This window comes from Extensimonas vulgaris (assembly GCF_003337425.1).
In the GTDB taxonomy this organism is placed as follows: Bacteria; Pseudomonadota; Gammaproteobacteria; order Burkholderiales; family Burkholderiaceae_C; genus Extensimonas; species Extensimonas vulgaris.
In genome coordinates this window covers 1-12,662 of sequence record NZ_QPJU01000010.1, presented here as the reverse complement: position 1 = coordinate 12,662, position 12,662 = coordinate 1, and the positions used below count along the sequence as shown (strand labels likewise).

Here is a 12,662-nt window from a genome sequence, read left to right as displayed (position 1 = left end):
GCCAGGGCAATTTGCTTCGCCATGCCTGTGGCATGACCCCCGCGGTTGGCGATCAGTATCTTTTTGAACATGGTTTCTCCCGCGGCTCATCGCCCGCACGCTGCGCGTGCCAGGGCAATTTGCTTCGCCATGCCTGTGGCATGACCCCCGCGGTTGGCGATCAGTATCTTTTTGAACATGCGCCGCCTTACTCGATCACGAACAGCGGCTGTCCGTATTCCACGGCCTGCCCGTTTTCGCACAGGATGCGCGTAACGGTGCCGGCTTTGTCGGCTTCGATTTCGTTGAGGATCTTCATCGCCTCGATGATGCACAGCGTGTCGCCTTCTTTGACTTGGCTGCCCACCTCGACGAAGGGCTTGGCGCCGGGGCTGGGCGCACGGTAGAACGTGCCCACCATGGGCGACTTGACCACATGGCCCGGCAAGGCCGTGGGCGCGGGCAGTTCGGCAGCCGCAGCGGCAGGCGCTGCCGCCGGGGCCGCGGGTGCTGCCACCGGCACGTATTGCTGAACCATGGTTGCACCACCTTTGACGATGCGCACCTTGCCTTCTGCCTCCGTGATCTCGAGCTCCGAGACGTTTGATTCAGACACGAGATCGATCAAGGTTTTGAGTTTCCGTAAGTCCATGAATGCTCCGACGGCAGTAAAACGAGAGGGCGCGAATTTACTGCAATTTCGCCCTTTTGCACGGTTTGGAAGATATTTTTCGTGATCGTGCGCAAATTTCGCGCTCAACGCTTGGTGTGAGAGGCTTGTGCGCTGCTTTCGTGCGCTTTCCGTTCGCTATGGCGCGTCTCAGCCGATGCTGGCGGCCCATTGCTGCAAGTCAGCAGGGCTCGCTTGCCCGATTTTACGGTGCCGCACCTTGCCCGAGGCGTCGAAAACCACCGTAAAGGGCAATCCACCCGCCGTATTGCCCAAGGTGCGCGCGAGCTCGATGCCGCCTTGCGACGCCAACCCGATGGGAAAGGCCACGGGCTGGCGCTGCAAGAAGTTGCGTACCGAAGCCGCTTGATCGATCGCCAGCCCGAGCACTTGCCAGCCGGCGCTGCGGTGCGTGCGGTAAAACGCGTCCAGCAGCGGCAATTCGGCGATGCATGGGGGGCACCAGGTGGCCCAGAAGTTGAGCAGCAGGGGACGGCCCGCAAAGCTGCGCATCTCCAACCGGCCACCACTGCCGGGCGTGTCGAAAGCTTGCGTCCAGAGGGCGGCTTCGGCCGTCGCAGACACTTCCGCAAGCCGCAGCTTGCGCCACGCCAGGGCCGCGCCGCCGAGCGTCGCTGCCACCGCAATGCCTGCGAACAGCAGACGGCGGCGCGTAGCCGCTGCAGATGTCATGGGGGGGTCGAGTGGGGGCATAACGTGGGGAACGGCAAAACGAGCGGGGCGGGCGATACGACAAGCCGGGCATTTTCTGCACACGGTATCACTTGCCGATGCAAAAGCGCGAAAAAATCACCCCGAGCAAATCTTCCGATGTGAATTCTCCCGTCAGCGTGCCCAGGGCGTTTTGCGCAAGACGCAACTCTTCGGCGAGCAAGTCCAGCGGCAGGTCCGGAGTGTCCAGCAGCAAAGCCGCTTGGTGCAAATGGTGCTGTACCGTCTGCAGCGCTTGTATATGCCGTGTGCGGGCAAGGTAAACGCCTTCGGCCGCCGTTTGCCAACCTGCGACTTGCAGCAAGGTTTGGCGCAGGCTGTCCAGGCCTTGCCCCGTGCGGGCCGAAAGCACGATGGCCGGCCGCGCCGGGCTTTGTCGAGGCCCTTCGGTCTGCGGCGCGCAGTCGCTTTTGTTCCAGACATCGATGATGGGCACCTGCGGTGGCAAGCGTTGCACCAGGGCACTTTCTATGGCGGCGTCGCCGTCCTGGTATTCGCGCTCCGCGGCGCGCGTGAGGTCGTGCAGAAAAAGTACGGCATCGGCGTCCGCAATGGCTTCCCAGGTGCGCGCGATGCCCATGCGCTCGACTTCGTCGCTGCTTTCACGCAGGCCCGCGGTGTCGATCACGTGCAGCGGCACGCCTTCGATCTGGATGGTCTGCTGCACGCGGTCGCGCGTGGTGCCGGCGATGGGCGTGACGATGGCGAGCTCGGCGCCCGCGAGCGCGTTGAGCAGCGAACTCTTGCCGGCATTGGGCTGCCCTGCGATCACGACTTTGATGCCCTCGCGCAGCAGCGCGCCCTGCTGCGTGCGTTGCATCACTTGCGCCAGTCGTTGCTGCAATCGTTGTAGCTGTCCACGCGCATCCGAGCTGCGCAAGAAGTCGATTTCTTCTTCAGGAAAGTCGAGCGTGGCCTCGACCAGCATGCGCAGCTGGATCAGCGCGTCGCGCAGCAGTTGCACCTCGTGCGAAAACGCCCCGCTCAACGAGCGGCCCGCGCTGCGCGCTGCGGCCTCGGTGCTCGCATCGATCAGGTCGGCCACTGCCTCGGCTTGCGCCAGGTCGATCTTGCCGTTGAGAAAGGCACGCTCGGTGAATTCGCCAGGTTGCGCCACCCGCAGACCCGGCAGCCGCGGCGCGCCCGTCGCGGGATCGGGCTCTGCGGCCGCTTCCAGGCAGCGCGCAAGCAGCAGTTGCAACACCACAGGGCCGCCGTGCGCCTGCAATTCCAGAATGTCTTCGCCGGTGTAGCTGCGCGGCGCGGGAAAGAACAGCGCCAGCCCTTGGTCTATGGGCTCGCCGCGGGCGTCCAGAAAAGGCAGGTAGGCGGCCTCGCGCGGGCGCAGGCTGCGGCCGCACAGCGCCTGCACAAGACTCTCCAACTGCTTGCCAGAGACGCGCACGATCCCCACGGCACCCCGGCCGGGCGCCGTGGCGATGGCGACGATGGGGTCGGCGTGGCGTGCAAGCATGGAGGCAGTGTAGCGACGCGAGCTGGAGGAGCGCGTGCCAGGGAGCGGGAAGGGGCGAGCGCAGAAGAAAAAGGCCGCGCAAAGCGGCCTTCGCAATGCGACGCTCAATTCATCCTTTGAACCTGGGCAGATTCAGGCGCAAGGGCACACCCATGCGGTGGTTGATGAGCCACTGCTGCGCGATCGACAGAAGGTTGTTCGTGAGCCAGTAGAGCACCAGGCCCGACGGGAAGAAGAAGAACATCACGCTGAAGATCAGCGGCATGAACCACATCATCTTGGCCTGCATGGGGTCGGGCGGCGCGGGGTTCAGGGCCGTCTGCAGCAGCGAGCTCGCCGTCATGAGCAGCGGCAGGATGAAGTAGGGGTCGGGCGAGGAAAGGTCCTGGATCCAGCCGATCCAGGGCGCATTGCGCATCTCCACACTCGACAGCAGCACCCAATACAGCGCGATGAACACGGGAATCTGGATCACGATGGGCAGGCAGCCACCCAGCGGGTTGACCTTTTCCTCGCGGTAGATGCGCATCATCTCCATCTGCATCTGCTGCGGATTGTCCTTGAGGCGCTCGCGCATCTCCATGATCCGGGGGTTGATGGCCTTCATCTTGGCCATGCTCGCGTAGGCTTTGGCGTTGAGCCAGTAAAACGCGAGCTTGAGCAGCACCACCAGCGCCACGATGGACCAGCCCCAGTTGCCGAGCAGCTTGTGCAGGTGGTCGAGCAACCAATACAGCGGCTTGGCGAGAATGGTGAGCCAGCCATAGTCCTTGACCAGTTCCAGACCGGGCGCCAGGGCTTCGAGCATTTTCTCGATCTCCGGCCCTGCGAACAGGCGTGCTTCGACGGCTTGGCTTGCGCCCGGGGCGATGGTGCCCAAAGACGTGAGCATGCCGACCGCATAGAGGTTGTCGCTCACCTTGCGCACGAAAAACTCGCGCGGCGTGCCCTCGGGCAACAGCCAGGCAGAAGCGAAGTAGTGCTGCACCATCGCGACGTAGCCATTGGTGGCCGATTTTTCGATCTCGACCTTGCCGGCATCGATGTTCTTGAATTCGATCTTCTGGTATTTCTTGGCCTCGGTGTAGATCGCCGGGCCCGTGAAGGTCGAATAAAACGAGGATTCCCCTGGCGGCTTGTTGCCGTCACGCACGAGCTGCAGATACAGCTGCGGCGCTACCGCAGTGCTTCCGGTGTTGACCACCTCGTGCCTGACCTGCATATCGTAGGCACCGCGCTTGAGCGTCCAGGTCTTGATGAGCTTGACGCCACCCAAATCGGGCGATTCGAAGCGAATACTCAAAGTGTTTTGCCCGTCCTGCAGGGTGCGCGGGCCGGGCATCAGGCGCATGGGCGTTTTGTGCGTGGGCCAGCCGCTGGGGTCCGCCGCACCGATCAGGCCACTTTGCGGCAAATAGACGCGGCTAGGGCTCTGGTCGAAAAGAACGAAATTCCTGGATTTGTCTGCCAAATCGGCATATTTGCGCAATTCGGCGAATACCAGCGTGCCACCTTCACTATCAAATTGCAAGCGATAGACATCGGTTTCGACCGCAACGCGCTCGTGCGGCAGCGCCGGCTTGTCCTGCGCGCCGGGGACGGGCGCGGCATTTGGCGTGACCATGCCAGGCACCGCACCCGGCGCGGAGGCCGTCGATGTGCTCGCGGCATGCTGGGGCGCAGGCGCCGCGACAGGCGTTGCCGAGGGAAAGAAGGTGGCAGGTTTACCGTTGTGAATTTGCCATTTATCCCACAGCAAAACCAAGGAGAAACCAAAAATGACCCAAAGGATGGTGCGGCGGATATCACTCATGAAGACTTCTTCTTTGGCGAAGAGGATGGGGTAGCGGACGACTGCCGCCGTGAAAACCAGCGCATGCCGCGAGGCAGTTCTTGCGGTAGCGGATCATGGCCGCCGTCACACCAGGGCTGACAGCGCGCGAGACGGCGCAGTGTAAGGTAGCTCCCGCCGAGGGCACCGTAACGCTCGAGCGCCTGCAGCGCATAAGCCGAACAGGTCGGCTCGAAACGGCACGCCGAGCCCAGCCAGGGGCTCAGCAGTAATCGATAGGCCTTGACGAGGGCCATCAGCAACCGACGCATCATGGCGCGACCTCGGTCATCTTGCGCACCTGGCCCGCGCCCGTCGGGCAACGCCGGGCGGCCTGCGCAAAAAGTTGCTCCAATTCGGCGCGCACGGCACGGCGCAAGGGCTCGGATGTGGCGCTGACGAATCGTTGCCGATCGAACGTGGAGCGCAAGCGCACGACATAAGCCGCCGACGCCATGCGGTCTTCATAAGCTGCAGCCACTGCATAGATTTGGCGCCGAATGGCATTGCGCGTAACGGCGCGACGGGCCCAACGCTTGGGCACCATCGCGCCAAGCAAAATGCCGCTGGGAGGAAAGGGGCCGTCGAATACCGCGCGTGGATCGTCCTGTGCCGACATTTCTGTGCGCCCCGCATCCGACGCACCAAAATCATCGGTACAGCCCCAGGCATGCAGCACAAAATGCGGCGTGCGCGCCACAATGGCCCCTTTCAAAGCGGCTTGGAATTGGGGGCGGGTTCGGAGCCGCTGCATATGCGCTGGGCTCACCGGGCCCAAGCCCCATGCCTGCCGCGATGGCCCTCGACCTCAGACCGCCAGGCGTTTGCGCCCTTTGGCGCGGCGTGCATTGATGATGGCCCGGCCGCTACGGGTTTTCATGCGCACCAGAAACCCGTGGGTGCGGGCGCGGCGCGTTTTGGACGGTTGGTAAGTACGCTTCATGGTGTGGTTCCCTACAAAAATAGATGAAAAAAGCAATGGAGGCTGCGGGGCCGGGCCGATGCAACGATGAACACGGCGTCGCACCCACGGGTGCGCAGTGCATGGCCCAAACGATGCTTGTCCATGACAAAAGCGCAAGGAGCGTGCACGACCTTCGCACCGATCTCGCGCAAGCGCCAAGCCGGCGTCAAGCCAAAAACCCCATCCAAGCTCGAGAAAACCCGCGATTATCACCTGCTCCAGGCGATCTGGCAATGCAGCGCAGGGCAATGACATGAACGCCCGACGCCGCGAGCCCAAACCAAGCCCCCGGCAGCAACCCGCCCGTAGCAACGAAGCGCAATGGCATTGCGCCGCAGAATTTTTGCTCCTGCCTGGAAGTTTCGTTATAATTATCGGCTCTGGCGCTTTAGCTCAGTCGGTTAGAGCGATGGAATCATAATCCACAGGTCCGCGGTTCGAATCCGTGAAGCGCCACCACTTTTTTTAGCACTCAGCCCGTATCAACATTGCGTTGTACGGGCTTTTTCTTTGCCATCGCGCGTGCTTTGCCCGCCAAAAAGGGGGCCGCAGCGCCCGCTTATCGGGCTTTAGATTTTCGAGTGGCACAAGACAATGACCGACACATCACTATCCACGTCGGTTTTTTGTCGCCACCATGGAATCCAGTCAAGAAAGAAACCTGCCGGCCTCCGAGCGCAAGCTGCAAAAAGCGCGTGAGGATGGTCAGGCAGCGCGCTCTCGCGATCTGGCGCATCTGGCCATTTTGGGGACCGGGGCGGTGGTGTTGCTCGTCGCCGCGCCCGCGCTGATAGGTCATTTGCAGCGCGCCCTCGAGCGCCAGCTCGCGTTCGATGCGGCCACCGTGCTCGCGCCCGCGAGCATGTTCACCCGGCTGCAGGACATGGCCTGGATCGGGCTGCTCGCGAGCGCCCTGTTTGCCGCGCTCACCGGCGGGGCGGCGGTGCTCAGCGCCATCGGCGCGGGCGGCTGGGTGTTCAGCTTCAAGCCGATCACGCCGCAGTTCAATCGCCTCAACCCCCTGACGGGCGTGGGCAACCTGTTCACCAAGCAGCAGCTCGCACAGGTCGCGAAGATGCTGCTGCTGAGCACGGTGCTGATCTTCGTGGCCTGGAAGCACCTTTCCGGCAGCCTGGGCCGTGTGGCGCAACTCGTGTTGCTGCCCGCGCCGGCGGCGCTCGGCTTGGCGGGGCAGTGGCTCACCGAAGGCATGGGCTTGCTTTTGCTCGTGGTGTTTTTGGCCGCGGCCATCGACGTGCCGCTGCAGGCCTACTTCTTCAAGGCGCAGCGCCGCATGTCGCACGAGGAAGTCAAGCAGGAGCACAAAGAGTCCGACGGCAACCCGCAGATCAAGGGCCGCATCCGCCAACGCCAGCGCGAGATTGCCGACCGCGCCAGCGTGGCCGCCGTGCCCAAGGCCGACTTCGTGCTCATGAACCCCACCCACTACGCCGTGGCGCTGCGCTACGACGAGGCCGCCATGGACGCGCCGCAGGTGATCGCGCGCGGCACCGACCTGGTCGCGATGCGCATCCGCGACCTCGCCACGAGCCACGGCATCCCGGTGCTGCAAGCGCCCATGCTGGCGCGCGCGCTGTACGCGCATGCCGAGCTCGAGCAGGGCATTCCGCCCGCACTCTATGCCGCCGTGGCGCAGGTGCTGGCCTACGTCTATCGCCTCAAGGCGGCGCTGCGTGGTGAAGGCAAGATGCCCGACGCGCTCGTGCCGCCCGAGGTGCCGCCCGAGCTCGATCCGCTGCAGCGTGCACATACCGCCGGAGACCGCGCATGAACGCCGCCGTGAAATCCTGGCAGCAATCGCTGCAGCAATGGGTCGGCGGCAATGGCACGATGCTGCAGGGTTTGGTGGCGCCGCTGCTCGTGGTGGCGATCCTGGGCCTGATGGTGTTGCCCATCCCGGCGTGGCTGCTCGACACCTTCTTTACCTTCAACATCGCCGTCGCGCTCATGGTGATGATGGCCGCGGCCTACATGGTGCGGCCGCTGGACTTTGCGTCTTTTCCTTCGGTGCTGTTGCTGACCACGCTGATGCGCCTGTCGCTCAACGTGGCGTCGACGCGCATGGTGCTGCTGCAGGGGCATACCGGCCCCGGCGCGGCAGGGGCGGTGATCGAGGCCTTTGGGCACTTTCTGATCGGCGGCAATTTTGCCGTGGGCCTGATCGTGTTTGCGATTCTGGTGGTGATCAATTTCATCGTCGTGACCAAGGGCGCCGAGCGCATCGCCGAAGTTTCGGCGCGCTTCACGCTCGACGCCATGCCGGGCAAGCAGATGGCCGTGGACGCCGACCTCAGCGCCGGCCTGATCGACGAAAAAGAGGCCAAGCGCCGCCGCGCCGAGGTGGCCGAGGAGGCCAACTTCTTCGGCTCCATGGACGGTGCCTCGAAGTTCGTGCGCGGCGACGCGGTGGCGGGCATTTTGATTTTGCTCATCAACATCGTGGGCGGCTTTGCGGTCGGCGTGCTGCAACATGGCCTTTCGGCCACCGAGGCGGCCAACAGCTACATCCTGCTGGCCATTGGTGACGCGCTCGTCGCGCAGATTCCGGCGCTTTTGATCTCCGTGGCCGCGGCCATGGTGATCTCGCGCGTGGGCAAGGAGGATGAGGTCGGGCAGCAGATCGTGCAGCAACTCTTCACCTCGCCGCGCGTGTTTGCCGTGGCGGCGGCGATCTTGCTGCTGCTGGGCCTGATCCCGGGCATGCCCAACCTGGTGTTCCTTGGCATGGGCAGCCTGCTGGGCTACGCCGCTTGGGCCATGCACCGCAAGCAGCAAGAACCACCCCCGACCGAGCCGGCACCGCCAGCGCCCGTGAGCGACGGCGAAGCCACCTGGGACGACCTGCAGCCCGTCGATCTGCTCGGCCTGGAGCTGGGCTACCGCCTGATCACACTCGTGGACAAGAACCGCCAGGGCGACCTGCTCACGCGCATCAAGGGCGTGCGGCGCAAGTTTGCGCAGGAGGTGGGCTTTTTGCCGCCTGCGGTGCACGTGCGCGACAACCTCGAGCTCAAGCCCAACGGCTACCGCATCACGCTGCGCGGCGTGGTGGTGGGCGAGGGCGAGGCCTTCCCCGGGATGTACCTGGCGATCAACCCGGGTGGCATCAGCACGCCGCTGATCGGCACGCCCACCACCGACCCGGCCTTCGGCCTGCCCGCGCACTGGATCGACGAGCGCCAGAAGGAAGCGGCGCAAATGGCCGGTTTTACCGTCGTTGATTCGGAAACCGTGATCGCCACGCATTTGTCACACTTGATGCAAGTGCACGCCGCCAAGCTCCTGAGCCGTACCGAGACGCAGCAGCTCGTGGAGCACGTGGCCAAGCTGGCGCCCAAGCTCATCGAGGAAGTGGTCCCCAAAATGGTTTCCATCACGACGTTCCAGAAGGTCTTGCAGCTGCTGCTGGAAGAGTCGGTGCACATCCGCGACATCCGCAGCATCATCGAGACGCTGGCCGAATACGCGGGCAGCATCAGCGATCCGGTGGAACTCGCGCGGCGCGTGCGCATCGCGCTGGCACCCGCGATCGTGCAGCAGATCTTCGGCCCGACGCGCGAGCTGCCCGTGATCGCCATCGAGCCCGGCCTCGAGCGTCTGCTCGTGCAAGCCCTGGGGGGTGCGTCCGGCCCGGCACTCGACCCCGGCGTGGCCGACCTGCTGATGCAAAAGGCCGCCGAGGCCGCGCAAAAGCAGGAAGAGATGGGCTTGCCCGCGTGTCTGCTCGTGCCCGACCAGATCCGCATGGCCGTGGCACGCCTCGTGCGCCGTGCCGCACCCCGCCTGCACGTCCTGGCGCACAGCGAAATTCCTGAAACCCACACGATTCGCATCGGCCCTATCCTGCAAGGAGCCAACCCATGAACATCCAACGCTTTTTGGCCCCCACGGCACGCGAGGCTCTGGCCAAGGCCCGCATGGCTTTCGGCGAAGGAACCATCATTCTCTCGAACCGCGCCACCGAGCATGGCGTCGAAGTGGTCGCCACCGGTGAAGACGCCTTGGCGGCGCTCGACGGCGCGGCAGCGGCAGCGCACCAGTCCGCGCATGGAAATGCTTCCGCGTCGCGCGGCCCAGCCGTGCAGCGCAGCGCCGGCAAGGCCGCGCACTCCGACGCGCAGTCCGTGCGCGCCCAGGTCGAGCAAGATACCGAACAGCTCGCCATGAGCACGCTATCGTTCCAGGACTACGTGCGTGAGCGCATGCTGCGCCGGCGCCATGAAGCCTTGCACGGCGAGGCCCCCGCACCGCAAGCCGCGCGCACCCAGGCCACGAAGCCTGCGCCGGCAGCATCACCCGCCGCTGCGGCGGTGGCCCGGCACAATCCGCTGCGCAGCATTCCCATGGACTTACCGCCCGAGCCCGCGCCGCGCCGTCGCACCGAGGCCCCGGCGGTGGCCGCTGCCGAGGCGAGCCAGCACCAGCTGATGAGCGAATTGCAGTCCATGAAGGCGCTGATCGAAGACCGCTTCAACACCCTGGCCTGGCTGGGGCAGGCGCGGCAAAACCCGATCCAGTCCAACCTCATGCTCAAACTCATCCGCGCCGGCTATTCGGCTGCATTGGCGCGCGCGGTGCTCGAACGCCTGCCCGAAGACTATGGCGCTGGCGATGCCTTGCGCTGGCTCATGGAGGTGCTGCAACGCAACCTCAAAACCGACGAACAGGGGCCGGCGCTGTACGAAGAAGGCGGCATCTATGCCCTCGTGGGGGCGACGGGCGTAGGCAAGACCACCACCACGGCCAAGCTCGCGGCCCTGTGCGCGCGCCTGTACGGCCCCGCGAGCGTGGGGTTGATCACGCTGGACACCTACCGGGTCGGCGCCCACGAGCAGCTGCGCACTTACGGCCGCATGCTGGGCATCGTCGCCCACCTCGCGCACGACCGCGCGGCGCTGCAGGATCTGCTCGGGCTCTTGAGCGGCAAGAAGATGGTGTTGATCGACACCACCGGCATCGCGCCGCGCGATCCGCGCAAGCGTGACATGCTCGACGTGCTCGACCTGCCCAACGTGCAAAGGCTGCTGGTGCTCAATGCCGGCGGCCATGGCGACACGCTCGACGACGTGCTCACGGGCTTCAAGACCACGGGCTCGCAGCAGGCCATCCTCTCCAAGGTCGATGAGGCCGTGAAGCTCGGGCCCGCGCTCGACGCGCTGATCCGCCACCAGATGGTGCTGCGCGGCGTGACCAATGGCCAGCGTGTGCCCGAGGACTGGGAAAACGCCGATGCGCACAAGCTCATCAATTTGTCCATGCGTGCCCCCGTGAAATCGGCCTTCGACCCCAAAGAGTCGGAGTTGAACTTTTTCTTCACCCCTGCGCGCGAGCACCTGGCATTCCAGGGAGGGCTGGTCGATGCTTGAAGCCTGTTTCCACCAAGGCGCCGGCCTGCACCGCTTCATGCCGCAGACCCCATTGCGCGTGCTGGGTGTCGCAAGCCCCGAGTACGGTGCACGCGAGGCGCTGGAAGCGCTTTGGCATGTCTGCGGCGCCTTGCAAAAGCTGGCCGGCCCGGTGCTCGTACTCGATGGCACGGCGGGCGAATCCCAGGACGTGCCAGGTCTGCTGCACTTGCTGCAGCAAGCACCGTGGCAAGACCGCCTGGCGCCGAGCACGCACAGCAGTGCCGCGCTCGCCGTGCTGCCTGCGGCGCGCGGGCTGCCGCGCCTGCTGCGTCTGGCACAGCAGGCCGGGGCACCGCCCCTACAAGGCTTGCTGCCGTATTTCAGAGCCTATGGCGTCGTGGTGTTGCTTGCGCCGGCCGAGTGGCTCGCTGTCTTGCTGGCCCAAACGGTGACCATGCCGCTGGTGTTCATGCCGCCCGGCGAGGCGGCCATGCTCGCGGCCTATCACAGCGCCAAGCAATTCGCTGTGCACGCGGGTTTGACGAGCCGGGTGGTGGCGCTGCTCGAGCGCGGCGCTGCGGCACAGCGCGCCCAGGCGCAGACGGCTTTGGACAATCTGCAGCGCTGCGCCGCGCAATACCTGGGCGGGCTCGTGCGCACGGCGATCATCGAGCCGCACAACCCCCAAGACGTGCAGCGCCTGGCCTTGCAATTGCTCGAAAATGCAGGAACCATCGAGGCCGTCCACGGCAGCGCGTCCGCGCCTCAGACCGCCCCGCGATACACCGGCGCATTTCGTTCGGAGGCATTGAATTGATGTACACCGCCAAAGGCCAGCTCGACCGCGACGCCTTGCTGCGCCAGCACCTGCCGCTGGTGCGGCGCATTGCGCACCACATGATCGCCAAGCTGCCGCCGAACGTCGAGCTCGACGACTTGATCCAGGTTGGCATGATGGGTCTTGCGGATGCGCTCTCGCGCTACGAAGCGGCGCAAGGCGTGCAGTTCGAGACCTTTGCCGCGCAGCGCATTCGCGGTGCCATGCTCGACGAGCTGCGCGAGTCCGACTGGATGTCACGCAGCGCACGCAAAAGCCAGAAAGACATCGAAAACGCCGTGCACCGGCTGGAGCAAAGGCTCGGGCGCAGCCCCAAGGAGTCGGAGATCGCAGCGGAGATGGGTTTGTCGCTGGCCGACTACCAAAGCCTGCTGGGCAAGGTGCGTGGCACGCAGCTCATCTACCTCGAAGACATGGGCCATGGCAGCGAAGAAGAAGACGCCTTTCTCGACCGCCACGTGGCCAACGAAGCGGCCGACCCGCAGCACATTTTGCGCGACCAGCGCTTGCGCAAAGCGCTGGTGCAAGCCATCGAAAACCTGCCCGAGCGCGAGCAGTACGTGATGAGCATGTATTACGAGCACGACATGAACCTCAAAGAGATCGCTGCCGTGCTCGGCGTGACCGAGTCGCGCGTGTGCCAGCTGCACAGCCAGGCCATCGCGCGCCTGCGCTCCAAGATGCGCCAGCATTGAACCCAGATTGTCCATTAGTTTGACTGTGTCAATAAAATCCCAATCTATCGGATAATTCAAGTCTTCCTCCTGAACGAGACGAACCCCAAGAAATGGAGAGCGAACTCGAC

Annotated in this window: 13 protein-coding genes and 1 tRNA gene; 7 read left to right on the top strand and 7 right to left on the bottom strand. The window is 64.6% G+C overall.

The features are described from left to right. Positions 1-187 precede the first annotated feature (187 nt). From accB to rpmH, 7 genes are all read right to left on the bottom strand, one after another. Positions 188-631, bottom strand: coding sequence for an acetyl-CoA carboxylase biotin carboxyl carrier protein (gene accB, locus DFR45_RS12325; RefSeq protein ID WP_114484048.1), 444 nt, complete (start codon positions 629-631; stop codon positions 188-190). Between the two features lie 168 nt (positions 632-799). Continuing rightward, complete coding sequence (locus DFR45_RS12320) at positions 800-1,342, bottom strand: TlpA family protein disulfide reductase (RefSeq protein ID WP_241659446.1); 543 nt, start codon at positions 1,340-1,342, stop codon at positions 800-802. A gap of 88 nt (positions 1,343-1,430) precedes the next feature. After that, complete coding sequence (gene mnmE / locus DFR45_RS12315; protein ID WP_114484046.1) at positions 1,431-2,855, bottom strand: tRNA uridine-5-carboxymethylaminomethyl(34) synthesis GTPase MnmE; 1,425 nt, start codon at positions 2,853-2,855, stop codon at positions 1,431-1,433. Positions 2,856-2,964: 109 nt separating this feature from the next. Further along, complete coding sequence (gene yidC, locus DFR45_RS12310) at positions 2,965-4,668, bottom strand: membrane protein insertase YidC (RefSeq protein WP_114484045.1); 1,704 nt, start codon at positions 4,666-4,668, stop codon at positions 2,965-2,967. After that, positions 4,665-4,961, bottom strand: a complete 297-nt coding sequence (yidD, locus tag DFR45_RS12305) for a membrane protein insertion efficiency factor YidD (RefSeq protein ID WP_114484044.1) — start codon at positions 4,959-4,961, stop codon at positions 4,665-4,667. Before yidD ends, yidC begins: the two co-directional genes overlap by 4 nt. Continuing rightward, positions 4,958-5,440: a ribonuclease P protein component gene (locus DFR45_RS12300; protein WP_114484043.1), complete on the bottom strand. Its 483-nt coding sequence runs from the start codon at positions 5,438-5,440 to the stop codon at positions 4,958-4,960. The genes yidD and DFR45_RS12300 overlap by 4 nt, the downstream gene beginning before the upstream one ends. Before the next feature lie 54 nt (positions 5,441-5,494). Next, positions 5,495-5,629: a 50S ribosomal protein L34 gene (gene rpmH / locus DFR45_RS12295; protein ID WP_114484042.1), complete on the bottom strand. Its 135-nt coding sequence runs from the start codon at positions 5,627-5,629 to the stop codon at positions 5,495-5,497. 123 nt (positions 5,630-5,752) lie between these two features. Between rpmH and DFR45_RS14560 the strand changes: the two genes are divergently transcribed. The 7 genes from DFR45_RS14560 (at position 5,753) to DFR45_RS12265 (ending at position 12,552) form a co-directional block, all read left to right on the top strand. Further along, entirely contained in the window at positions 5,753-5,902 is a 150-nt protein-coding gene (locus DFR45_RS14560; protein ID WP_170132855.1) for a hypothetical protein, read from the top strand. 130 nt (positions 5,903-6,032) lie between these two features. After that, a tRNA-Met gene (locus tag DFR45_RS12290) sits at positions 6,033-6,109 on the top strand. 178 nt (positions 6,110-6,287) lie between these two features. After that, the gene (locus DFR45_RS12285; RefSeq protein ID WP_114484041.1) at positions 6,288-7,442 is read left to right on the top strand and encodes an EscU/YscU/HrcU family type III secretion system export apparatus switch protein; all 1,155 of its coding nucleotides are present in this window, start codon (positions 6,288-6,290) and stop codon (positions 7,440-7,442) included. Beyond that, entirely contained in the window at positions 7,439-9,535 is a 2,097-nt protein-coding gene (gene flhA, locus DFR45_RS12280) for a flagellar biosynthesis protein FlhA (RefSeq protein WP_114484040.1), read from the top strand. Before DFR45_RS12285 ends, flhA begins: the two co-directional genes overlap by 4 nt. Then, positions 9,532-11,037, top strand: a complete 1,506-nt coding sequence (flhF, locus tag DFR45_RS12275; protein WP_114484039.1) for a flagellar biosynthesis GTPase FlhF — start codon at positions 9,532-9,534, stop codon at positions 11,035-11,037. Before flhA ends, flhF begins: the two co-directional genes overlap by 4 nt. Continuing rightward, complete coding sequence (locus DFR45_RS12270; protein ID WP_114484038.1) at positions 11,030-11,836, top strand: hypothetical protein; 807 nt, start codon at positions 11,030-11,032, stop codon at positions 11,834-11,836. Before flhF ends, DFR45_RS12270 begins: the two co-directional genes overlap by 8 nt. Further along, positions 11,836-12,552 carry an RNA polymerase sigma factor FliA gene (locus tag DFR45_RS12265; RefSeq protein ID WP_114484037.1) on the top strand — a complete coding sequence of 239 codons (717 nt, stop codon included), beginning with the start codon at positions 11,836-11,838 and terminating at the stop codon, positions 12,550-12,552. Before DFR45_RS12270 ends, DFR45_RS12265 begins: the two co-directional genes overlap by 1 nt. Positions 12,553-12,662 lie beyond the last annotated feature (110 nt).